Annotated in this window: 21 protein-coding genes; 14 read left to right on the forward strand and 7 right to left on the reverse strand. The window is 63.7% G+C overall.

Annotated elements, in window-relative coordinates; genetic code table 11:
* Positions 1–92: 92 nt before the first annotated feature.
* From iolG to AC1DXN_RS15020, 3 genes are all read left to right on the forward strand, one after another.
* Complete coding sequence (iolG, locus tag AC1DXN_RS15010) at positions 93–1,088, forward strand: inositol 2-dehydrogenase (protein WP_477240639.1); 996 nt, start codon at positions 93–95, stop codon at positions 1,086–1,088.
* Between the two features lie 30 nt (positions 1,089–1,118).
* The gene (locus AC1DXN_RS15015) at positions 1,119–1,913 is read left to right on the forward strand and encodes an SDR family oxidoreductase (RefSeq protein WP_477274269.1); all 795 of its coding nucleotides are present in this window, start codon (positions 1,119–1,121) and stop codon (positions 1,911–1,913) included.
* Positions 1,914–2,107: 194 nt separating this feature from the next.
* A complete protein-coding gene (locus tag AC1DXN_RS15020; RefSeq protein ID WP_477274271.1) occupies positions 2,108–3,199 on the forward strand; it encodes a 3-deoxy-7-phosphoheptulonate synthase in 1,092 nt (363 codons plus the stop codon).
* A gap of 10 nt (positions 3,200–3,209) precedes the next feature.
* On the opposite strand, the gene AC1DXN_RS15025 is transcribed toward AC1DXN_RS15020, so the two are convergent.
* The gene (locus AC1DXN_RS15025) at positions 3,210–4,319 is read right to left on the reverse strand and encodes a Gfo/Idh/MocA family protein (protein ID WP_477274273.1); all 1,110 of its coding nucleotides are present in this window, start codon (positions 4,317–4,319) and stop codon (positions 3,210–3,212) included.
* Between the two features lie 156 nt (positions 4,320–4,475).
* Here AC1DXN_RS15025 and AC1DXN_RS15030 point away from each other — a divergent pair, with 156 nt between their 5' ends.
* On the forward strand, positions 4,476–5,321 hold the full coding sequence (locus AC1DXN_RS15030) for a MurR/RpiR family transcriptional regulator (RefSeq protein WP_477241846.1): 846 nt from the start codon (positions 4,476–4,478) through the stop codon (positions 5,319–5,321).
* On the opposite strand, the gene AC1DXN_RS15035 is transcribed toward AC1DXN_RS15030, so the two are convergent.
* Positions 5,318–6,226 carry an AraC family transcriptional regulator gene (locus AC1DXN_RS15035; RefSeq protein WP_477274275.1) on the reverse strand — a complete coding sequence of 303 codons (909 nt, stop codon included), beginning with the start codon at positions 6,224–6,226 and terminating at the stop codon, positions 5,318–5,320. The two genes, AC1DXN_RS15030 and AC1DXN_RS15035, sit on opposite strands and share 4 nt — an antisense overlap.
* Positions 6,227–6,345: 119 nt before the next feature.
* Here AC1DXN_RS15035 and AC1DXN_RS15040 point away from each other — a divergent pair, with 119 nt between their 5' ends.
* From AC1DXN_RS15040 to phnN, 9 genes are all read left to right on the forward strand, one after another.
* Entirely contained in the window at positions 6,346–7,074 is a 729-nt protein-coding gene (locus AC1DXN_RS15040) for an SDR family NAD(P)-dependent oxidoreductase (RefSeq protein WP_477274277.1), read from the forward strand.
* A gap of 151 nt (positions 7,075–7,225) precedes the next feature.
* On the forward strand, positions 7,226–9,160 hold the full coding sequence (locus tag AC1DXN_RS15045; protein WP_477274279.1) for a bifunctional 5-dehydro-2-deoxygluconokinase/5-dehydro-2-deoxyphosphogluconate aldolase: 1,935 nt from the start codon (positions 7,226–7,228) through the stop codon (positions 9,158–9,160).
* Between the two features lie 34 nt (positions 9,161–9,194).
* A complete protein-coding gene (gene iolD / locus AC1DXN_RS15050; RefSeq protein ID WP_477274281.1) occupies positions 9,195–11,045 on the forward strand; it encodes a 3D-(3,5/4)-trihydroxycyclohexane-1,2-dione acylhydrolase (decyclizing) in 1,851 nt (616 codons plus the stop codon).
* 83 nt (positions 11,046–11,128) lie between these two features.
* Complete coding sequence (gene iolE, locus AC1DXN_RS15055; protein ID WP_477274283.1) at positions 11,129–12,046, forward strand: myo-inosose-2 dehydratase; 918 nt, start codon at positions 11,129–11,131, stop codon at positions 12,044–12,046.
* 64 nt (positions 12,047–12,110) lie between these two features.
* Positions 12,111–12,323 (forward strand): DUF3329 domain-containing protein, encoded by a 213-nt coding sequence (locus AC1DXN_RS15060; RefSeq protein ID WP_477274285.1) that lies wholly within the window; start codon positions 12,111–12,113, stop codon positions 12,321–12,323.
* A 223-nt stretch (positions 12,324–12,546) separates the two neighbouring features.
* The gene (gene iolB / locus AC1DXN_RS15065; RefSeq protein WP_477274287.1) at positions 12,547–13,359 is read left to right on the forward strand and encodes a 5-deoxy-glucuronate isomerase; all 813 of its coding nucleotides are present in this window, start codon (positions 12,547–12,549) and stop codon (positions 13,357–13,359) included.
* A gap of 153 nt (positions 13,360–13,512) precedes the next feature.
* A complete protein-coding gene (locus AC1DXN_RS15070; RefSeq protein ID WP_477274289.1) occupies positions 13,513–14,220 on the forward strand; it encodes a DUF1045 domain-containing protein in 708 nt (235 codons plus the stop codon).
* A 26-nt stretch (positions 14,221–14,246) separates the two neighbouring features.
* Positions 14,247–15,386 carry an alpha-D-ribose 1-methylphosphonate 5-triphosphate diphosphatase gene (locus tag AC1DXN_RS15075; RefSeq protein WP_477274291.1) on the forward strand — a complete coding sequence of 380 codons (1,140 nt, stop codon included), beginning with the start codon at positions 14,247–14,249 and terminating at the stop codon, positions 15,384–15,386.
* Complete coding sequence (gene phnN / locus AC1DXN_RS15080) at positions 15,383–16,012, forward strand: phosphonate metabolism protein/1,5-bisphosphokinase (PRPP-forming) PhnN (protein ID WP_477274293.1); 630 nt, start codon at positions 15,383–15,385, stop codon at positions 16,010–16,012. Before AC1DXN_RS15075 ends, phnN begins: the two co-directional genes overlap by 4 nt.
* A gap of 8 nt (positions 16,013–16,020) precedes the next feature.
* Here the strand turns inward: phnN and AC1DXN_RS15085 are convergent, their stop codons facing one another.
* The 3 genes from AC1DXN_RS15085 to AC1DXN_RS15095 all read right to left on the reverse strand — a co-directional run bounded on the left by AC1DXN_RS15085 (position 16,021) and on the right by AC1DXN_RS15095 (position 19,721).
* Positions 16,021–17,016, reverse strand: coding sequence for an ABC transporter permease (locus AC1DXN_RS15085; protein WP_477274295.1), 996 nt, complete (start codon positions 17,014–17,016; stop codon positions 16,021–16,023).
* A 77-nt stretch (positions 17,017–17,093) separates the two neighbouring features.
* Complete coding sequence (locus tag AC1DXN_RS15090; protein WP_477274496.1) at positions 17,094–18,638, reverse strand: sugar ABC transporter ATP-binding protein; 1,545 nt, start codon at positions 18,636–18,638, stop codon at positions 17,094–17,096.
* A gap of 120 nt (positions 18,639–18,758) precedes the next feature.
* Positions 18,759–19,721: a sugar-binding protein gene (locus AC1DXN_RS15095; protein WP_477240667.1), complete on the reverse strand. Its 963-nt coding sequence runs from the start codon at positions 19,719–19,721 to the stop codon at positions 18,759–18,761.
* 606 nt (positions 19,722–20,327) lie between these two features.
* On the opposite strand from AC1DXN_RS15095, the gene AC1DXN_RS15100 reads away from it, so the two are divergent.
* On the forward strand, positions 20,328–21,452 hold the full coding sequence (locus AC1DXN_RS15100; RefSeq protein ID WP_477274297.1) for a LacI family DNA-binding transcriptional regulator: 1,125 nt from the start codon (positions 20,328–20,330) through the stop codon (positions 21,450–21,452).
* Between the two features lie 45 nt (positions 21,453–21,497).
* Here the strand turns inward: AC1DXN_RS15100 and AC1DXN_RS15105 are convergent, their stop codons facing one another.
* Both AC1DXN_RS15105 and AC1DXN_RS15110 read right to left on the reverse strand, forming a co-directional pair.
* A complete protein-coding gene (locus tag AC1DXN_RS15105; protein WP_477274299.1) occupies positions 21,498–22,253 on the reverse strand; it encodes an ATP-binding cassette domain-containing protein in 756 nt (251 codons plus the stop codon).
* Positions 22,246–23,301, reverse strand: coding sequence for an ABC transporter permease subunit (locus AC1DXN_RS15110; protein WP_477274301.1), 1,056 nt, complete (start codon positions 23,299–23,301; stop codon positions 22,246–22,248). The genes AC1DXN_RS15105 and AC1DXN_RS15110 overlap by 8 nt, the downstream gene beginning before the upstream one ends.
* Positions 23,302–23,411 lie beyond the last annotated feature (110 nt).

The raw sequence follows: 23,411 nt of genomic DNA on the forward strand, positions 1-23,411 counted from the left end.
TCTGCCGCGTTCAGAAATAGCCTTGCCACCTTCCCCCAATAGGAAGGTGGAGACACAATTCTCTCGAACCCATCCCCTTAGAGGAAATTTCCATGACTGTTCGTTTCGCCCTCCTCGGTGCCGGCCGCATCGGCAAGGTCCACGCCCGCGCCGTCGGCTCCAATCCGCAGGCCAAACTGGTTGCCGTTGCCGACGCCTTCGAGAAGGCGGCGACCGAACTGGCTTCGGCTTATGGCGCCGAAGTGCGGACCATCGACGCGATTGAAAAATCAAAAGACATCGACGCCGTCGTCATCTGCACGCCGACCGATACCCATGCCGATCTGATCGAGCGCTTTGCCAAGGCCGGCAAGGCGATCTTCTGCGAGAAGCCGATCGACCTCAACGTCAAGCGCGTCGAGAAGTGCCTGGCCGTGGTCGAGAAGGCCAAGGCGACGCTGATGGTCGGTTTCAACCGCCGCTTCGATCCGCACTTCGCCGCCGTGCGCAAGGCGATCGACGACGGCGCCATCGGCACCGTCGAGATGGTCACCATCACCTCGCGCGATCCCGGCGCGCCGCCGATCGACTACATCAAGCGCTCGGGTGGTATTTTCCGCGATATGACCATCCATGATTTCGACATGGCGCGCTTCCTGCTCGGCGAAGAGGTGGTAGCGGTCAGCGCCCATGCCTCGGTACTTGTGGACAAGAAGATCGGCGAAGCCGGCGATTTCGACTCGGTCAGCGTCATCCTCGAAACCGCTTCGGGCAAGCAGGCCGTCATCTCCAACTCCCGCCGCGCCACCTATGGCTACGACCAGCGCATCGAAGTGCATGGTTCCAAGGGCATGGTCGCCGCCGAAAACCAGCGGCCGGTGTCGATCGAGGTCGCCAATGACAAGGGCTACACCCGCCCGCCGCTGCACGACTTCTTCATGACCCGCTACCTCGACGCCTATGCCATCGAGATCGCCGCTTTCATCACCGCGGCAACGAGCGGCAAGAAGGCGGCGCCGAGCGGGGCCGACGGCCTTGTCGCGCTGAAACTGGCGGATGCGGCACTGAAGTCGGCGACCACGGGCAAGACCGTCCGTCTCGACAAGTAAGAGCACTTAGGAAGAACCAGGAGCAAAGTGATGAGTGTATCGGCCGGTCGCAATTCAGAAACGCGCGCCATCGTCACCGGCGGCGCGCAAGGCATCGGCTTTGCCGTTGCCGAGGCGTTGGCCGACGAGGGTTGCCGGGCATTGGCGCTTATTGGCCGTTCGCAGGAAAAGGGCGACAAGGCCGTTGCCCATTTCAAAAAATTAGGCGTCGACGCGATCTTCATCAGCGCCGACGTTTCAAAAGTGGCCGACTGCAAGCGCGCGGTCGAAACCGCGATCGCGCATTTCGGCACCATCAACGCGCTGGTCAATGCCGCCGCCACTTCGGCCCGCGGTTCGCTGGTCGAAACCAGCGAAGAGCTTTTCGACACGATCTTCGCGACTAATGTGCGCGGACCGTTTTTCCTGATGCAAGGCGTGGTGGCGCACCTGCTCGACCGCAAGGCGCCGGGCTCGATCGTCAATGTGCTGTCGATGTCGGCGCATGCCGGCCAGTCCTTCCTGACGCCCTACTCCACCAGCAAGGGCGCGCTGATGACGCTGACCAAGAACGTAGCCAGTTCCTATCGGCGCAATCGCATCCGCTGCAACGCCGTGCTGCCGGGCTGGATGGACACCGAAGGCGAAGCGATCGTGCAGAAAAAATGGCACGATGCGCCGAACGACTGGCTGGCAAAGGCCGAGGCCGCGCAGCCGATGGGCCAACTGGTGAAGCCGGCGCAGCTTGCCCGGCTGATCAGCTACATGATCAGCCCGCAGGCCGGCGTCATGACCGGGTCGCTGGTGGACTACGACCAGAACATTGCCGGGGTGATCGGCGAGTAGTGACAAACGCTCCGGCATCGACTATATGAGCCTCATGATCAACCTGACCGCCAAATATTGGTACTTTAGGAGCTCGCTGGCGGCGGGAGGATTGCGCTCGATCTGAAGATTGCAGCATCAAAATCCGAACAGCCGCCAGACCTGGCGGCTTTTTTGTTTTTGCCGGCAGGTCTCCCAAACAGGAGCAGAAAGCCGTGTTGACCACCACAGATGATCTTCGGGTCAAGGAAATCAGGGAATTGAGTACGCCGGACCAGGTGATGCGGGAGATACCGCGCACGCTGACGGCGACGCGCACCGTGAGCGCCTCTCGCAACGCCATCCATGCCATCTCGAACGGGACCGACGACCGATTGCTCGTCATCGTCGGCCCGTGTTCGATCCACGATCCGGTCGCGGCCGTCGACTATGCCAGCCGTCTGGCGGCGCTGCGCGAGACCCTGTCCGACCGGTTGGAGATCGTCATGCGGGTCTATTTCGAAAAGCCGCGCACCACTGTCGGCTGGAAGGGCCTGATCAACGATCCCGACCTCGACGGCAGCTTCAACATCGACAAGGGGCTGCGGATGGCTCGCAACGTGCTATCGGCCGTCAACAATCTCGGCCTTCCCGCAGCGACCGAATTCCTCGACATGACCACGCCGCAATACATTGCTGACCTCGTCGCCTGGGGCGCCATCGGCGCGCGCACCACCGAGAGCCAGATCCACCGCGAACTCGCATCGGGTCTCTCCTGCCCGGTCGGCTTCAAGAACGGCACCGACGGCAATCTCAGGATCGCCGCCGAAGCGGTGAAATCCGCCGCCCAGCCGCATCATTTCATGGCGGTGACCAAGGGCGGGCGCAGCGGCATCGCGACCACCACCGGCAATGAGGACTGCCACGTCATCCTGCGTGGCGGCGTTCAGCCGAACTATGATGCGGCGAGTGTCGCGGCAGCCTCGGCGGAACTCGCCCGCATCGGCGTCGCACCCCGGCTGATGATCGATGTCAGCCACGCCAACTCGGCCAAGAAGCCGGAGAACCAGCCGAAAGTGGCCGCAGATGTGGCGGGCCAGGTCGCGGCAGGCGACGAGCACATCATCGGGGTCATGATCGAGAGCAATCTCGTTGCCGGCCGCCAGGACGTCGTGCCCGGCAAGCCGCTCGTCTATGGCCAGAGCATCACCGATGGCTGCATCGACTGGGCGACCACCGAAACGGTGCTGCATGGCCTTGCCGGCGCCGTCGAATGGCGCCGCTCAGCCCGCCGCACCATGATGGAGAGCCGGCCGGGAGCCGCCTGACGAGGAGGCGCTACCTCACCTCCACCCAGCGCTTCTCCTCGAACGAGCGCGCCATCGCATGCACGGTGCGCTCGATTTCCAGGCCTTCGTCGAAGTCGATGATGCGCGCCGGCTTGCCGGCGAGGCGCGTCAACAGTTCGCGGCATTCGATGATCTTGAGATCGTTGAAGCCGAGGCCATGGCCAGGCGCCGGCAGGAAGCTGTCATAGGGCTTGTGGTGCGGCGCCACCAGGATGGTGCGGTAGCCTTGCTCGGTCGGCCGGTCGGCGGTGAGATAGAGCTGGAACTCGTTCATCCGCTCCTGGTCGTAGAGGATCGAGCCTTTCGAGCCGAAGATCTGGATGGCGATGCGGCCCTTGCGGCCCCAGGCCGAGCGGTTGACGAGCAGCGTGCCGGCAATGCCGTTTTCGAGATGCATCAGCACGCTGGCAATGTCGTAGGTTTCCACCGCGCGCCGCCCGCCCGAGGCGACCTTGCGGTCGGCATAGGGTTTGGCCATGTCGCACATGACGCGGCCGACACGGCCGAACAGCACCGAAATCAGCGACAGCGGATGCACGGCGAAATCGTCGAGCGCGCCATAGCCTGACGAAGCCTCATGCTTCCAGAAGAACAGCGCCTCCGGGTCGGCCATGAAGTCCTCGTCCATCTCGATGCGCACAAGGTTGACCTCGCCGATGATCTTCTCGTCGAGCAGTGCGCCGATGTGACGGATGGCCGGATTCTGGATGTAGTTGTAGCCAAGTGCGGCCACCTTGCCGGATTTCTTCGCCGCCGCAGCCATGGCTTCGGCCTCGGCAAAACTTGGCGCCATCGGCTTTTCGCACCACAGATGCTTGCCGGCTTCGAGGATGGCGATGGCCATTTCCGGATGGAACTGGTTCGGCGTGGTCAGCGAGACGATATCGACGTCCGGATCATTGACGACGGCGCGCCAGTCGCCGGAGGCCTTGGCGAAGCCGAACTCGCCCGCCTTGCGCCTGGCCAGGTCCTCATTGACCTCGCCAAGATGGACGAGCCGTGGCTTGGCCACGTCTGGAAAGACGGCGCCTACGGCACTCCATGCGATGGCATGGCACTTGCCCATGAAGCCCGTGCCGATAAGACCGACTCCGACCATTTCCCTTGTCTCCGCTGGCTGAAAAGTGTCGCGTGGATGAATTAGTCCATTTTTCTCAGGAATGGAACGCCTGCCTCATTTATTATGGCGTTCTTGCGCAGCCTCGCTATGATGAGGCAGAGAGGGTACCGACCGATGAGCCTGGGCAAAGCGACGATGGACGAACGGGTACCTCGCGATTTTGAGACGCTGCGCGCGACGATCCTCGAGCGGCGCGAAACCTTGCCCAAACGCATCGCCCAGATCGCCGCCTATGCGCTCGACAATCCCGACGACATCGCCTTCGGCACCGCCGCCAGCATCGCTGCCTCTGCCGGCGTGCAGCCTTCGACCTTGATCCGCTTTGCCCAGCAGCTCGGCTTCGATGGCTTCACCAGCCTGCAGTCGGTGTTTCGCGAACGCCTGCGCGAACGCAATTCGTCCTATGATGAAAGGCTGCTGGCGTTGCGCGCAAAGGCCGAGGAAGGCGCCGGCCACCGGGCGATCTTCGACGGTTTTGTCGCCGCCGCCAGCACCTCGCTCAACGACATCTCACGCACGCTCAACGAACCGCATTTCGAAGAGGCGATCGCTCTGCTGGCGAAGGCCGAAACCATCTACGTGCTGGCCAAGCGCCGCTCCTATCCGGTGGCGTCCTACATCGCCTATGCGCTGGGCAAGTTGAAGATCCGCAACCAGTTGATCGAATCCGCCGCCGGCCTCAACGCCGAGATGATCGGTTTTGCCACGCCGAGAGACGCCGTCATCGCCATCAGCTTCTCGCCCTACGCCCCGGCGACCATCGAGGAAGCGAAGACCATTTCGGAGCAAGGCGTGCCGATCGTGGCGATCACCGACAGCGCCTTTTCGCCGCTCGCCCAGTTCGCCAAGGTCTGGTTCGAAGTCGCCGAGGCCGATTTCGCCGGCTTCCGCTCGCTGTCGGCAACGATGGCGCTGGCCATGGCGCTGACCGTCGCCGTTGGCGAGAAGCGGCGCGACGGCGGCCGCAAGCGCAAGGCCTAGATAACCTCGACGGCCGCTTCGCCTCTCGCCACAAGCTGCGCCGCGTCGCGCCCTGGTGGTGACCCGAACTGACGGGCATATTCCCGGCTGAACTGTGAAGCGCTCTCATAGCCGACGGCAAAGGCGACCTGTGCCACATTGCCTGGCTGGGCAACCAGCAGATGGCGGGCCTCCAGCAGCCGAATCTGCTTTTGATACTGGATAGGGCTCATAGCCGTCGCCGCCTTGAAGTGGCGATAGAATGCGGCATTGCTCATATGCGCGATGTCGGCCAGATCCTCGACCCGGATTTGCTGATGGCAATGCGTCCGGATCCAGGCGATCGCCTGGGGTATTCGGGACAGATGGCCATCGATCCGCGCAAGCTGGCGCAGCTTTCCGCCTTGGGGGCCTTGCAGCAACCGAAACAGCATCTCGCGTTCAAGCATGGCCGCCAGCACCGGAATCTCCGCTGGCCGGTCAAGCAGCCGCATCATTCGACGCAACGCATCGAGCAACTCGTCATTGACCGGAGAGGTGGAGAAATTGTCGCCGCTAAGGGCCGGTTCGTGCTCGACGAGGAGTTCGGCGACAGTTTGCAGATCAAGGCTGAAGCCGATGGCCAAGTAGGGACGCGCGGCGCTCGCTTCGACCAACTGGCTGATGGTCGGCGTGTCGACAGTGTAGATGAAATAGCTGGCTGGATTGTAGCGAAGGGATCGGTCACCGATCAGGACCGTCTTGGCGCCCTGCAGCACGAACAAGATTCCCGAACCCCACACGCCCGCCAATGGTGCCGTGGTGACTTCACTACGGCCGATCGATACGCGGGGGATAGCCGTTGCTGTTCGTCGCCCGCGCGCATGGCGGCCGGCGATATCGATCAGCTCTCGCAGGGGTTCACTCATGGCACGAGCATCGCGCATCCCCACGCGCCGCGCAACCATCGTGAGAGGATTAGGCAAGAGCGAGAGAGGTTTCGGCGCGCGACGTTTCCTGTGCTGCTCCAAATGGATGCCTTCCGCAGAACACAGGAGACACTGACATGATGACATCGAAAAGCGCTCTGGTGACCGGCGCCAACAAGGGCATTGGCCGCGAAATCGCCCGGCGACTGGCGACGATGGGCTTCAAGGTCTGGCTCGGCGCCAGGGACGCCGAACGCGGCATGGCAGCGACGCAAGCCTTTCGCGCCGAAGGCCTGGACGTTCAATGGCTCGAGCTCGACGTCACACAGGATGAAAGCGTGGCGGCGGCCGTCAAAATCGTCAGCGCGGACAGTTCCTGCCTCGACGTGCTGGTGAACAACGCCGGCGTCGCTATCAACTACGATCCGCCGCCAAGTCGGCAGCGTGTTGCCGACATCCAGGCCACCTATGACGTCAATGTCTTCGGCCCGATCCGCGTGACCCAGGCGTTCCTGCCGCTACTGCTTGCAGCGCCGGCCGCCCGCATCGTCATGGTCAGCAGTTCCACCGGCTCCATCGGACGCGCGCTCGACCCTGCCACCGCCAATTCTGCCGTCAACCTGATGGGCTATGGCAGCTCCAAGACTGCCTTGAATGCCATCACCGTGGCCTTCGCCAGGGAACTCGAGGGGCAAGGCATCAAGGTCAACGCTGCGGCGCCCGGCTACACCGCCACCGATCTCAACGGGTTCAAGGGCCACCGCACGGTGCAGCAGGCGGCCGAGATCGTCATCCGCCTGGCCACCCTGGACACCGATGGTCCGACCGCGGGATACTTCAACGATGAGGGCCCGCTTGCCTGGTGAATTTGGGGCCTGGTGAAATTTGGCGGCAGTTTTCGGCAAAGGAATGCTCATTCCATATTGACTATGGATTGGAATTATTATTTCATATTGGGAGCATCACGCTGCCGCTCGCGCGTGTTATCAAAGACAACAAGGCCGACGGGAGGTTCCAATGAGCGAAGCCGTGGACGCAAAACAGGCGCCGCTCGACGTCATCACCATCGGTCGCGCTTCCGTCGACCTTTACGGCCAGCAAATCGGCTCGCGCCTGGAGGACATCACCTCCTTTGCCAAGTCGGTCGGCGGCTGTCCAGCCAACATCTCCGTCGGCACCGCCAGGCTCGGCCTGCGCTCGGCGCTGCTCACCCGCGTCGGCAACGAGCAGATGGGCCGCTTCATCCGCGAACAGCTGAAGCGCGAGGGCGTTTCGGTCGATGGCCTGAAGACCGATCCGGACCGGCTGACCGCGCTGGTGCTGCTGTCGGTCGAGGAAGAGGGCGTCTCGCCGATGATCTTTTACCGCTCGGACTGCGCCGACATGGCGCTGTCCGAAGAAGACATCGACGAAGCGTTCATCGCTTCGGCCCGCGCGATCGTCGTCACTGGCACGCATTTTTCGCGGCCCAACAGCGACGCGGCCCAGCGTAAGGCCATCCGCATCATCAAGGCCAAGGGCGGCAAGGTGGTGTTCGACATCGATTACCGCCCCAACCTCTGGGGCCTCGCCGGCCATGCCGAAGGTTTCGAGCGCTATGTGAAATCGGACCGGGTCTCCGCCCAGCTGAAGACGGTGCTGCCCGATTGCGACCTCATCGTCGGCACCGAAGAAGAGATCATGATTGCGTCCGGCGCCGACGATTGCCTGAGCGCGCTGAAGACCATCCGCTCGCTGTCTTCGGCCACCATCGTCCTGAAGCGCGGCGCCATGGGCTGCATCGTCTATGACGGGCCGATCAGCGACGATCTCGAGGACGGCATCATCGGCAAGGGCTTTCCGATCGAGGTCTACAATGTGCTCGGCGCCGGCGACGCTTTCATGTCCGGCTTCCTGCGCGGCTGGCTCGGTGGCGAGGACCATGCAACGGCCGCGACCTGGGCCAATGCCTGCGGCGCCTTTGCCGTGTCGCGCCTGCTCTGCGCGCCGGAATACCCGACCTTCGAGGAGTTGCAGTTCTTCCTCAAGAACGGCAGCAAGCACCTGGCGCTGCGCAAGGACGAGGCGATCAACCACATCCATTGGGCGACGACGCGCCGCCGCGACATTCCCTCGCTGATGGCGCTGGCCTGCGACCACCGTATCCAGCTCGACGATGTCGCCGCCAAGGCCGGCGCCGACCCATCGCGCATCCAGGATTTCAAGGTGCTGACCGTAAAGGCCGCCGCCAAGGTCGCCGCCGGCCGCGCCGGCTACGGCATGCTGCTCGACGAGAAATACGGCCGCGACGCGATGTTCGAATTCGCCCGCCATCCCTTCGCCTGGCTTGGCCGCCCGGTCGAATTGCCGGGCTCGCGGCCGCTGCGCTTCGAATTCTCGCAGGATATCGGCTCGCAACTGGTCGAATGGCCGGTCGACCACTGCATCAAATGCCTGTGCTTCTACCACCCCGACGATCCTGCGGCGCTGAAGGAAGAGCAGCAGCAGAGGCTGCGCGCTCTGTTCGAGGCCGCGCGCAAGGTCGGCCGTGAATTGCTGATCGAGATCATCGCCGGCAAGCATGGCAAGCTCGACGACACGACGATCCCGCGCGCGCTGGAGGAACTCTATGCGCTCGGCATCAAGCCCGACTGGTGGAAGCTCGAACCGCAGGCATCCGCCGGCGCCTGGGCCAGGATCGAAGCGGTGATCCTGAAGCACGACCCATGGTGCCGCGGCGTCGTGCTGCTTGGCCTGGAAGCGCCGCAGGACGAGCTGGAAGCGGCTTTTGCCGCCACTTCCAAGGCGCCCATCGTCAAGGGTTTCGCCGTCGGTCGCACCATCTTCATCAACGCCGCCGAACAATGGCTGGCGGGCAAGATGACGGATGACGAGGCGGTGGCCGACATGGCGTCGCGCTTCGAGAAGCTGACCGAGGCGTGGCTAGCCGCGCGCGGCCGCAAAGCGGCATAACAAGGCGCAGCATAGGACTGCGGAGGAAAACAAAATGACCAAGACAATCCGCCTCACGATGGCGCAGGCGCTGACCCGCTTTCTCAGCCGGCAGATGACCGAGATCGACGGCACGAAAGTGCCGATCTTTGGCGGTGTCTGGGCGATCTTCGGCCATGGCAATGTCGCCGGCATCGGCGAGGCGCTCTATCAGGTGCGCGACGAACTGCCGACCTTCCGCGCCCACAATGAACAGGCGATGGCGCATGCGGCGATCGCCTATGGCAAGGCCAATTTCCGCCGCCGCTTCATGGCCGCGACCTCTTCGATCGGCCCCGGCGCGCTCAACATGGTGACGGCCGCAGCGCTCGCACACGTAAACAGGTTGCCCGTCCTGTTTCTGCCTGGCGATGTCTTCGCCAACCGCATTCCCGATCCGGTCCTGCAGCAGGCAGAGGATTTTTCCGATGGCACGGCGACGGTCAATGACTGCTTCCGCCCGGTGTCGCGCTATTTCGACCGCATCACCAGGCCGGAGCAGATCATCCCGGCACTCGCCAGGACCATGCAGGTGCTGACCGATCCCGCCGAATGTGGACCGGTGACATTGTCGCTTTGCCAGGACGTGCAGGCCGAGGCCTATGATTATCCCGAAAGTTTCTTTGCCGAACGCGTCTGGCACCAGCGCCGTATACGTCCGGACCGCCATGAGTTGGCTGCCGCAGTGGCGGCGCTCAAAGGCGCGAAAAAGCCGCTGGTGATCGCCGGCGGCGGCGTGCTGTATTCGCAGGCTTCCGCTGAACTGGCCAAGCTGGTGCAGGGCGCCGGCATTCCGGTCTGCGAGACGCAAGGCGGCAAATCCTCGCTGCCCGACGATCATCCGCTCAACATGGCGGCGGTCGGCGTCACCGGCACTTCGGCCGCCAACCGGCTGGCCGAGGAAGCCGATGTGGTGCTGGCGGTCGGCACAAGGCTGCAGGATTTCACCACCGGTTCGTGGTCGCTGTTCAAGAATTCCGGCAAGACCATCATCGGCCTCAACGTCCAGCCTTTCGATGCCGGCAAGCATCGCGCGCTGCCGCTGGTCGCCGATGCGGCCGAAGGCCTCGCCGAACTTGGTGCAGCACTGAAGGGATGGAAGGCGCCCGCCGCCTGGACCGACAATGCGGGCAAGGGCAAGAAGGACTGGCAGGCCGATGCCGGCAAGGTGACGGCGTCGACCAACGCCGCCTATCCGTCCGACGCGCAGGTGATCGGCGCCGTACAGCGCGCCATGGGTTCCGGCGTGACGTTGCTGCATGCCGCCGGCGGTCTGCCCGGCGAATTGCACAAGCTCTGGCAGGCCGGTGCGCCCGGCTCCTACCACGCCGAATACGGCTTCTCGACCATGGGCTACGAGATCGCCGGCGGGCTCGGCGTCAAGATGGCCAAGCCCGACGAAGAGGTCGTCGTCATGATCGGCGACGGCTCCTATCTGATGCTCAATTCCGAGATCGCCACCTCGGTGATGCTTGGCCTGAAACTCACCATCGTGCTGCTCGACAACAGGGGCTATGGCTGCATCAACCGGCTGCAAATGGCGACCGGCGGCGCCAACTTCAACAACCTGTTGAAGGACTCGCGCCACGAGGTCCTGCCCGATGTCGACTTCGCGGCGCACGCGGCAAGCCTTGGCGCCATTGCCGAAAAAGTGCCGTCGATCGCCGGGCTGGAAAACGCCTTGCAAAAGGCAAAGAAGAACACGCGTACCACGGTGCTGGTCATCGACACCGATCCGCTGGTTTCGACCGATGCCGGCGGCACATGGTGGGACGTCGCCGTGCCCGAGGTCAGCACGCGCAGCCAGGTCAATGCGGCGCGCAAGGCCTATGACGAAAAGCGGCAGATGCAGACCATTGGCGATTGACGCTAGCTCCCTTCTCCCCGGCAGGCGGGTGAGGGGCAGCGCCGGCGGCAGAAGAATGAATTGTTTCGAACTGGAGTGACGACTTGAAAGCCAAACTGGGCATGTCCCCCATTGCGTGGTGGAACGACGATCTTGCGGAACTCAGCGATGACGTGTCGCTGGAGGAGTGTTTGCGCCAGTCGCGTTCGGCCGGCTTCACCGGCATGGAAATGGGCCGGCGTTTTCCCAATGACCCCAAGATCATGCTGCCGATCCTGAGGAAGGCCGACGTGACGCTGTGCGGCGGCTGGTTCTCCGGCACGCTGGTCGACGAGGACATGGGCAAGAACAAGGATCGCATCCAGCCGATGATCGACCTGTTCAAGGCGGTCAACGCGCCTTGCATCGTCTATGGCGAGGTCGGCCGCTCCATCCAGGGCGACCGCTCGAAGCCGCTGGCCACCAAGCCGAAGCTGTCGGACGACGAGATGAAGGCCTACGCCGGGCGCCTGACCGAATTCGGCGAATGGTGCGCCGAACAAGGCATGCCGCTGTCCTATCACCATCATATGGCGGCAGTGGTCGAGACCGAGCCGGAGCTCGATGCCTTCATGCGCTATTCCGGCGAAGGCATTCCGCTGCTCCTCGATGCCGGTCACCTGGCCTTTGCCGGCGGTGATGTGTTGCGCGCCATCGACAACCATCACCGGCGCATCAGCCATGTGCATGTGAAGGACGTGCGCATGGGCGTGATCGACAAGCTCGATCGCAGCAAGCAATCGTTCCTCGATGCCGTCGCGCTTGGTGCCTTCACCGTGCCGAGCGACGGTTCGCTCGACTTTGGCGCCATCGTGCAAAAGCTGGCGGACCATGGCTATGAAGGCTGGTTCGTGGTCGAGGCCGAGCAGGATCCGAAGAAGAATCCACCGCTGAAGATGGCGCAGGTCGGCTACGCCGAATTGATGCGGGTGATGACCGCCGCCGGCTACACGGTCGAAACGCAAGGTTTCCCCAACGCATGAATGCTGGATTTGCCGTGACGGGCAGCCTATCTGATGGCCAGTTGCTGAAACCCGGATTGGCCCGATGAAAGACTATGAGCACCCGTTTTTCCGGCCGCTGTGGCGGCGCGTTGCCATCGTCGTGGTCTGCCTCGCCTGGTCGGGGATCGAATTTGCCACCGGCACGCCGTTCTGGGGCGTGCTCGCCCTTGGTTTCGCCGGCTACGCGGTCTGGCAGTTCTTCTACCTCTACAAGCCGGTCGATGAGGACAAGCCTCCGGTCGAGCCAAAGGTATAGAGCGGTCAATGGCGCAGAGGTTTTTGTGGATCGGATACGGCGTGCGTGGTGGCTCGCCGACGTTGGCGATTGGCAGGAACGCTCTTCACTTCGTCATCCTAGGGTCTCCGCGACGGAGCTTCGCTCCTGCTTCGCCCTAGGATGACGAAGTTGAGAGGGCCCCGGCTAATCTCCGAAGTTTGTTCACGGGACCGCAAGCAGGGCTGAAATTAGGGAGACAAAAATGTCGAAACTGCTCGTCAAAGCCAACAAGGGTCATGGCCGCGTTGCCCATGTCACGCCTAACAGCGCCGGCTGGACCTATGTCGGCTTCGACCTGCATCGGCTGAAACCCGGCGAGACGGCATCCGGGCAAACCGCGGACCGTGAAATCTGCCTGGTGTTCGTCACCGGCAAGGGCAAAACCAGCGCCGCCGGCAACGAGCTCGGTCTGCTCGGCGAGCGCATGTCGCCCTTCGAAGGCAAGCCGTGGTCGGTTTATGTGCCCGCGGGCTCCGACTGGTCGGTGACCGCGGACACCGAACTCGAACTCGCCGTCTGCTCGGCGCCTAGCCTTGGCGGCGGCCTGCCGGTCCGTGTCATCGCGCCCGACGATCTCGGCCAGGAGATCCGCGGCAAGGGCACCAACACGCGCTACGTCACCAACATCCTGCCGGAGGGCAAGCCGGCCGATTCGCTGCTGGTGGTCGAGGTCATCACGCCCGGCGGCCATACATCGAGCTACCCGCCGCACAAGCACGACCAGGACAATCTGCCGGCCGAGTCCTATCTCGAGGAAACCTACTACCACCGCCTCAACCCGCCGCAGGGCTTTGCCTTCCAGCGCGTCTACACCGATGCCGACAAGAATGGCGCGCGCGCGCTGGATGAGGCGATGGCGATCGAGGACGGCGATGTCGTGCTGGTGCCCGAGGGCTACCATCCTTGTGCCGCCTGCCACGGCTATGATCTCTATTATCTCAACGTCATGGCCGGGCCGAAGCGGACGTGGAAATTCCACAACGCGCCCGAGCACGAATGGCTGATGAAGGCCTGATCGGTCCCGCCTTTTCGGCTGAAGCTGTTGGTCCAGCTTGGAAAAATCGTCGGCTAAGGACCTTCAGGGTCGATTTGCCATCGAAAACCCTTCAAAGCTTCGTCAATCCGTCATGGAAATCGCCTATGGCAGCGGAGCTGACGAGGACTTCTTATGCGCTATGCCATCTATTTCACCCCCCGGCAGGACGAACCGCTGGCGCGGATCGCCGCCAACTGGCTCGGCCGCGATCCGTTTGGTGCGGCGACAAGGCCTGTCGAGGCCGTTGCCGAGCTGTCGGCGGCGGAAGTCGCCTTCCACACGGCGTCGGCCCGCCGCTACGGTTTTCATGCGACGCTGAAGGCGCCGTTCCGGCTGGCTGCGAACGAGACGGAAGCCTCGCTTCGCGCCGGGTTGGATGCCTTTGCCGAAGCGACGCCTGTGGTGACCATCCCGCGCCTGGTCGTCAGCCAGATCGACAGCTTCTTTGCACTGGTGCCGGAAGGACCGCTGCCGGCGCTCAACCGCTTCGCCGATGACGTCGTGCTCGGCTTCGACCGTTTTCGCGCGCCGCTGACCGAAGCGGAAATCGAACGCCGCAGCCCCGATTCGCTGAAACCGGCCGAGTTCCGCAATCTCTGCCAGTGGGGCTACCCCTATGTCTTCGAGACCTTTCGGTTCCACATGACCCTGTCCGGCCGCGCCGGGTCACAGGAAAGCCCCCGTTTGCGCGCAGCAATCGACAGCCTGTTCGCGCAGGTGCTGCAACAGCCGGTGCCGGTCGACGCGCTGACGCTGTTTGTCGAAACCGAACCCGGCGCCCCGTTCATGGTGCTTTCCCATCACGCACTCGGGCGCCGCGCCGCCAGAAAAACTGCCTGACGCTGAACCAGCAAGGACTGCCTGCAATGACCGCCGAGACCGTACTGAACAATGCCCGCATCGTCCTTGCCGACGAGATCGTCGAAGGCTCGATCGTGCTGCGCGACGGTTTCATCGCCGGCATCGAGGCCGGCACCGGCAGAACCGGCGAGGACATGGGCGGCGACTACATCATCCCGGGTCTGGTCGAGCTGCACACCGATCACCTCGAAGGCCACTACGCGCCACGGCCCAAGGTGCGCTGGAATCCGATCGCCGCAGTGCTCGCTCATGACGCGCAGGTTGCGACGGCCGGCATCACCACGGTGCTCGATGCCTTGCGCGTCGGCATGGACGAGGATGCCGACCTGACATCCCTAGACATCCGCAGGCTGGCTGACGCCATCGAGGACAGCGTGCAGCAGGACCGGCTGCGGGCCGACCATTTCATCCATTTGCGCTGCGAGGTTTCGGCACCCGATTGCCTTGCCGCCTTCGCCAATTTCGACGGCGACGAACGGGTCAAACTGGCGTCGCTGATGGACCATGCGCCCGGCCAGCGCCAGTTCGTCAATCTCGAAACATATGCGTACTACTACCAGCGCAAGCTGAAGCTGACCGATCGCGACTTCAAGCTGTTCTGCGAAAAGCGGATGGCTGAATCGGAGCGGAATTCGGCCCCCAACCGCGCGGTGATCGCCGCTGCCTGCCATCAGCGCGGCATCGTTCTGGCCAGCCATGACGACGCCACGGCAGGCCATGTCGACGAGGCGATCGAGCAAGGTGTGCGCGTCGCCGAATTTCCGACCACGGAAGAAGCCGCAAGGGCCTCGAAGGACGCCGGCCTCGGCGTGCTGATGGGCGCGCCAAACGTCATGCGCGGCTCCTCGCATTCGGGCAATGTCTCGGCCCGCACGCTGGCGGGTGAAGGCCTGCTCGACATATTGTCGTCCGACTACATCCCTTTCAGCCTGATCCAGTCCGCCTTCTTCCTCGGCGACGTGGTCGAGGGAATTTCCCTGCCGCAGGCGGTGGCGATGGTCTCGAAGAACCCGGCCGATGCGGTCGGTCTCACCGATCGCGGCGTCATCGAACAAGGCCGGCGCGCCGATCTGGTTCGTGTCCGCGTCGATGACCACGTGCCCGTTGTCCGCACCGTCTGGCGCCAGGGACGCCGGGTCGCATGATGGTGTCGGCGTTGATCGAACGCGAGTTGTCCGCCGAGACGTTTCCGATCCGTGACGGTGTCTTCGTCGCCGTCGTCGGCCCAAGCGGCGCAGGCAAAGACACGGTGATCGGCTACGCCCGCACGCGCTTCACCGACGAGACAAGGCTGGAGTTCGTGCGCCGGGTCATCACCAGGCCTTGCGACATCACCAGCGAAGATCACGACACGCTGGCCGACGCCGCCTTTGTCGAGGCCGAAGCCGACGGCTCCTTCGCCGTCTCCTGGGAAGCGCATGGCCTGCGCTACGGCATCCCGGTCGATGTCGACTGGTCGGTCGCCAATGGCCGTGTCGCCATTGCCAATGTATCGCGCGCGATCATCCCGGTCTTGCGCGAACGCTATGCCAATCTGGCCATCGTCGAGATCACCGCCACGCCGGAGGTGCTGGCCGAGCGGCTGGCCATGCGCGGCCGCGAGTCGCGCGGCGAAGTGCTGGCGCGGCTGGCGCGCAGCGCCAATGTGACCTTGTCGGGACCTGGCGTCACCTCGATCGACAACAGCGGCCCGCGCGAAGCGGCCGGCGAACGTTTCACTGAGGTGCTGCGCAAGGCGATGGCGTTTTCCGATATGTCGGGGATGATCTAGTCAGATCACTACTCCGCCGCCGCACCGGCCACGCTTTTGCGTGTCGCGTCCATCATCAGCCGCCGCGCCCGGAACACGCCCCATTGCTGGTCGACCAGCACACCGATCAGGATAACCCCGCCCATCACCGCGAAGTTGAGCGAGGAGGGGATGCCGAGCAGATTGACGAGGTTCTGCAGCTCCTGCAGCAGCACCGTGCCGAGGATCACGCCGATCAGCGAGCCTTCGCCGCCGCGCAGCGAGAAGCCGCCAAGCACGGCCGCCGCAATGGCGTAGAGCTCGTAGAACTGGCCGTGGCTGGCCGGCGAGATCGAGCGCGTGTACATGGCGAAATAGACCGCCGACAGCGCCGTCAGAACGCCGCAGATCACATAGGCGGCCATGACGACGCGCCCCGTTCTAATGCCGGAATATTTTGCCGCCTCCTCGTTCTTGCCGATGGCGTAGAGGTAGCGGCCGAACACAGAGCGGTGCAGCACCACCCACATGACGATGGCGATGACGATCAGCGCGATGAAGCTGTTCGGCACGCCCCAACTGCGCCCCGCCGTCAGGAATTCGAGCTCCGGGAAATTCTGCCCGAAGCCGAAGCCCGCGGTGCCGTCGGCGGTGTAGAAGCGCGCCACGCCGCGATAGATCAGCAAACCGCACAGCGTCACCACGAAGGGCTGCAATTTCAGCCGCGTGATCAGCCAGCCATGCACCAGGCCGATGATGGCGCCGAGCACCAGGATCAGCGGCAGCGCGATCGGCCATCCCAAACCGCGCACGGCGATGAAGTCGATAAACAGCGTACCGAGCAGCGCCACCACCGATCCCACGGACAATTCGATGCCGCCGGTGATGATGACGAAGGCCTGGCCGATCGACAGGATGCCGAACAGGCCGATGAGGTTCGAGGTGTTGGCAAGGTTGATCGGCAACAGGAAGCGCGGATTGATGATCGCCACCACCGCTCCGACCACCAGGATCAAAATCAGCAGGCCGAGATCTTTCTTGCTCATCGTCTTCTCCCCAATGCCCGCTTGAGCAGGTTCTGCAAAACTGTTCCGCCGTTTTGCGACGGCGGCAAAAACAAGACCTAGTTCGGCTTCTTGCCGACAGCCAGCAACAGCACGTTTTCCTGGCTGAAGTGTTCCTTGTCGAGAATGCCGGAGATCTGGCCCTCATGCATGACGGCGATGCGGTCCGAAACGCCGATCACCTCTTCCATGTCGCTGGAGATCATCAGCACCGCGACGCCGGCATCGGCCAGCGCCCGCATCAGCCCGTAAATCTCCGCCTTGGCGCCAATGTCGATGCCGCGCGTCGGCTCGTCCAGGATCATTACCTTGGGGTCCATCGCCAGCCATTTGCCCAGCACCACCTTTTGCTGGTTGCCGCCCGAGAGCGTGCCGGTGCGCGTCTGCACCGACGGCGCCTTGATGCCGAGATTGGTCTTCTGCTTCTCGGCCGTGGCGGCCTCGGTGCTGGCGGAAACCAGGGAACGCCTGGCATGCGCCGGCAAATTCGGCAGCGAAATATTCTGAGCGATCGAGAGATCAAGCAGGATGCCGGTCAGTTTGCGGTCTTCCGGCACCAGGAAGATGCCGCTGGCCACCGCGTCGGCGGCCGAACCCAGGACCAGGCTTTTGCCGTCGAGCTGCAAGGTGCCGCCAAAGCTCTTGTCGATGCCGAACAGCACGCGCGCCAGTTCGGTGCGGCCGGAGCCGACCAGTCCGGCCAGGCCGAGGATCTCGCCGTGCCTGACGTCGAGGTCGACCGGACGGTCGGGATAGGCGCCGGTGCGGATGGCCTTGGCCGACAGCGCGACGCTGCCTGGCGCGCGCGCCGCTTCGGCGGCCTTCTCGCGCTCCTTCAGCATGCGGCCGATCATCAGCTTGACCATCTGGTCGTGATTGATCGAGCTTTTCGGCAAGGTGCCGGCAAGCAGGCCGTCCCTGAGCACGACGACGCGGTCGGCGACCCGCTCGACCTCGTGCAGGCGGTGCGAGATGAAGATGACGCTGATGCCGTCGGCCTTCAGCGCGGCGATGACATCGAGCAATTTGTCGGTCTCGGCGAGCGGCAGACTCGACGTCGGTTCGTCCAGGATCACCAGCCGCGCCTTGATCGACAGCGCCTTGGCGATTTCGACCATCTGCTGCTGCGCCAGCGACAGCGACGAAACCGGTGTGTCGGCCGAGAAGTTGGCACCCACCCGCTTCAGCAACGGCGCCACCATGGAGCGCAGTTTTACCCGGTCGACCAGCCTGAGCGGGCCGCCGCGCAACGGCTCGCGGCCGAAAAAGATATTGGCGGCGACGTCGAGGTTTTCGAACAGGTTGAGTTCCTGGTGGACGAAGGCGATGCCCGAACCGAGGCTGCCTTCGACGGTCAGCCCGTGATGCGCGACGCCGTCGACGGTGATCGTGCCGGTGTCCGGGGTCGTCACGCCGCCGAGGATTTTCATCAGGGTCGATTTGCCGGCGCCGTTTTCACCGACCAGGCCGATCACTTCGCCCGGCCTGACCTCCATCGAAAACCCGTCCAGCGCGACAACGCCGGGATAGGTCTTGCGCACGCCCTCGAGGCTGAGGAACGGAGCGGTGGTGGATGCAACGATGGATGTGTCGGAGTAATTCATCATGCCTGACAGCAGCCGGTGGAACAAAATAGTCCCATCTGCAGACTGACGACCCTTGCCGGGTTCGTCAATGCGAACCGCCGGCCCGGGATGAACCCCGAGCCGGCGCAATTCATTCGCTTAGTTCCCGGACATCGCCTTCAGATTGGCGGCATAGGCGTCGACGTCATCCTTGCCGATGATCTTGGTCGGGACGATGATCAGGCCCCCTTCCGGAATGCCGGACTTGTCGCCCTTGAGATAGGCCGCCATCAGCTTCATGCCTTGATAGGCCCATTCGAAGGGCTGCTGCACGACAGTCGCCGCCACGGTGCCTTCCTTGACGCCGCCCAGCGTGATCGGATCGTCATCGAAGCCGACGACGGTGATCGAGCCGAGCTTGCCCGCGTCGCGCAGCGCTTCATAGATGCGCGGCGTGTTGTAGGAGTAGAAGCCGACCATGCAGGTGATGTCGGGGCTGGCGACCAGCGCGTCCTCGACATTCTTCTTGGCGCGCGCCTGGTCGATATCGTCGCCGCGCACGTCGACCAGTTCGATCTTGCTGCCGGCGAGCCCGTCCTTCATGCCCTGGATGCGTTCCTTGGCATTGTCGGCGCCGAGCAGTCCGACGAAGCCCAGGCACTTGCCGCCATCGGGCATCGCCTTCTTGGCAATCTCGGCCGCCTGCTTGCCGGCATCGACGTTGGACGAGCCGATATAGGCGACGCGCTTGGTCTGCGGTGCGTCGCTGTCGGTGGTGAACAGCGCCGTTTCCGAAGCGATCTTGTTCAGGCCGTCGGTCGAGGTCTTGGGGTCGACGGCGGACACCATGATGCCCTTGACGCCGGCGGTCACCAGATCGTCCATCAGCCGCTGCTGGATGGCGACCGAGGACTGCTCCGGATATTTGAGTTCGAGATTGTAGTCGGGCAGTTCGCCCTGCGCCTTCTTGACGCCGGCTTCGGCCGCCTTCCAGAAATCGGAAGCGCCGTTGACGACGAAGGCCAGTGTCGGCTTGTCGTCGGCACGCGCGATCGCCGTCGCCGACAATCCCAGCAGCAGGGCAGCCGCGGCTACGGATGCGTTTCGTATTGCAGATTTCATGTTCAACCTCCCATTTGGCTTAGACATTTTCGCTGATCAGAAAATTGTCGTTTGTGGCTTGGACGCCCTCTCCTCAAGGCGCTTCTAGGGCAGCGAAAGAACGGCGCCGTTCCAGCCACGACGTGGACTTTAGAGACTCATTTGCGGTTCGTAAATAGTCCGATTTGTCTGACATTTCCGTGAACGTATGGCATTGTCCTGCCGGCCGCAGCCTGCCCGATATCGTGCCATACGCCTGCTCCAGTCATCGCTGCTCGATCCCGAGCTTTGCATGACCATTTGACGTTAGAACGCTTACGGGTATTAGTAAATAGTATTAGTTTCCGGTTGGAAATCGCGAGGTCGGTTGTGGAGATGGCGGCGAAGACGGGGAGGTTTGCGGTCGATGCGAGCCGTGGCGGAGCGAAAAAGAAGAGCCACCGCAAGGTCTTGCCCTATCAGACGTTGCCTGATGCCTTGCCTGCTCACGCGTCGCGGACGGCTGTATGGTAGCCGGGATGCTAATAATCATTGGCGCGCGGTCAGATTATAAACGCACGCCACCGGACCATCTTGCTGTTGTGCCGGCCTGTGGTTAGACAGGCTGGGATGGGGGACGAGACTGCAATGAGCGAACCGACGGAACTGCGCGATCCCTCTCCCGAGGTTTCCCGGCGCCGCAAGCCAGCGGGCAAAAACCCCAAGGGCCGTGTCACCATGACCGACATCGCCAGGGCCGCGGGCTGCTCGCAGGCGACGGTTTCGTTCGTGCTCAACAACACGCCGGGCATCAGGCTGTCGCAGCAGACCCGCGAGCGGGTGATCGAGGCGGCGCGCACGCTTGGCTATTCACCGCCCGCCTTTTCCGCCTTGCAACGCCCGGTGCCCGCCTTCGACGGGCTGGACGGGGTGATCGGCTTTGCCGTCGACCAGCTGGCGACCAGCCCGGAAGCGGTCGTCGCTATCGAGGGCGCGCGGCAAGCGTCGTGGAATGCCGGCAATGTGCTTTTGGTGGCGCAGACGCTGGGCGATTCGGTCATGGAGCCGCGCGCCATTGCAGCACTGACCAAGCGGGGCATTTCGGCGCTGATCTACATGACCATCTTCACCCGCGAGATCGTTGCCCCCGACTATCTCTACGGTCTCGACATCCCGGTCATCCTGCTCAATTGCTACACCGCCGACTATGCCTTCCCTGCCGTGGTGCCGAGCGAGATCGCCGGCGGCCAGAGTTCCACCCGCCATCTGATCAGCCATGGCCACCGCCGCATCGCCACCATCACCGGTGAACCCTGGATGCAGGCGGCGCAGGATAGGCTGAAGGGTTACCGCCGGGCGCTGGCCACGGCCGACATCCCGTTCGATCCGGAACTGGTGGTCGAGGGCGACTGGTCGGCCAGCGCCGGCTATGCCGCGACCGTCAGGCTTTTGGCGCTGGAGGATCGGCCGACCGCCATCTTCTGCCAGAACGACCGCACCGCCATCGGCTGCTACGAAGCGCTGAAGGAAGCCGGCTTGCACATCCCCCAGGATATTTCCGTCGTCGGCTATGACGACGAGGAAATCGCCCGCCATCTGTTCCCGCCGCTGACGACCTCGATCCTGCCGCATATGGCGATGGGCCAATGGGCGATCGAGCAACTGGAAGTGCCGGCCCCGCCTGGCCGTGGGCGGTATCCCATCACCAAGCTGGAGTGTCCGCTGGTGGAGCGGGAGTCGGTCAGCGCCGTCGCCGGGCCGATCGCGAGTTAGCGCGAAACATCGGTGGGCTAAAGCCTCGGCTCGCCGTTCGCCGCTCTATCCGCCAACCATCAGCTTGACGACTTCGTCATGGTTGGTTTCCGATATTTTGCGCTCGCCGGCCTGGACGCCGCGCCTGAGCACGACGATGCGGTCGGAGACGGCAAAGATGTCCTGCAGATTGTGCGAGATGAAGATCACGCCGCGGCCTTGCGCCTTGAGCTGGTGGATCAGCGAAATCACCTTGCGCTGCTCCGGCACGCCGAGCGCTGCCGTCGGTTCGTCCATGATCAGGATCTGCGCGTCCCAATAGACGGCCCGGCCGATGGCGACCGCTTGGCGTTGGCCGCCGGAGAAATTGCTGACCGGCGCCTCCAGCCGGCTGACATGGAAATCCAGCCGGCTCATGGTCTGCTTGGCGGCGACGGCCATCGCCTTGCGGTCGAGCACCGGCAGGAAGCCGAAGGCTTTGCGCATGGGTTCACGGCCAAGGAAGATGTTGGCGCCGATCGACAGATTGTCGGCCAGCGCCAGGTCCTGGTAGATGGTCTCTATGCCTCTTTCGCGCGCCTCCTGCGGCGTCGCAAAGGTGACGGGCTGACCCCTGAGCAGGATCTCGCCGCCGGTCGGTTGAAACACCCCCGATATCGCCTTGATCAGCGTCGTCTTGCCGGCGCCGTTGTCGCCGGCCAGCGCCACCACTTCGCCCGGCCGCACGGCCATGGAGAAATCGTTGAGCGCCTGCACCGCGCCAAAATGCTTGGAAAGGTGGCGAACTTCGAGAAGCGGTGTGGTCTGATCGGAACTATTCATCCTGGCGAGCTCCACTGAACCGGCGCTGCGCCTGGTCGATTAGGACGGAGATGATGATGACGACGCCGACAGCGATGAACTGCCAGAACGGCTCGACATTGACGAAAACCAGCCCGTACTGGATGACCGCGATCACCAGCGCGCCGGCGACCGTGCCGAAGATGGTGCCGGAGCCGCCGAACAGGCTGGCGCCGCCGATGACCACGGCCGCGACACTGTCGAGCAGCAGCGGCTCGCCGGCCTGCGCGGCGCCGGCGGTGAAGCGCGCCGCATAGAGCGCCCCACCAAGGCCGGCGCACATCGCCGACAGCACGTAGAGGCGCAGTATGTGCCCCCTGATGTCGATGCCGGCGCGACGCGCCGCCTGGACGTTGGCGCCGATGGCGTAATTGTGCTGGCCGAACCGGGTCTGGCTGAGCAAATAGTGCATCACGATGACGAAGATGGCGGTGATCATCACGAGATAGGGCACGCCGTAGAATTTGCCGTTGCCGAGCAGCGCGAACCAGGAATTCTGCACCGGCACCGTGGTGCCGCCGGCGAGCAGGTAGGCAGCGCCGCGCGCCACGCCGAACATGCCGAGCGTGCCGATGAAGGGCGGGATTCTGAGCCGCGAGATCAACAGGCCGTTGATGACGCCGGGCACGCCGGCGACAAGCACGGCGGCCAGGATGCCGGCCAGCATGGCCACCGGCAGCGGGATTGCGGCGCCCGCCATGTTGGTCGCGTGCGCGGCGATGACGGCCGCCAGCCCCATGATGAAGCCCAGCGAGAGGTCGATACCGCCCGAAATGATGACGAATGTCTGTCCGGTCGCCAGCAGCAACGGCGCAACGGCAAAGATTGCAATGGACTGCACGTTGAACGGATTGAGCACGAAGGTGGCGCCGAAGGAGAGCCGCGACCAGACCTCGAAACAGATGATCAGGCCGGCAAGGAACAGCCAGGCCCGGCCTTCGGCGATCCGGCCGAGCAAGGTCCTGGTGGGATCACCATGGTCCGCCTGGGGGGCGACATGCTTTTCGACCTGTTGTGATGTTGACGTCATCAATGCATCCGATCCGCGGCTTGGCTGTCCTGGCCAGGCCTGTGTCAAACAGGGTCCCGGCGCGATACCGGGCATCGGTCTCCTCCCGGCTCGCCGGGAGGAGACCAGAG

The organism is Mesorhizobium sp. P2_H9 (assembly GCF_056403215.1).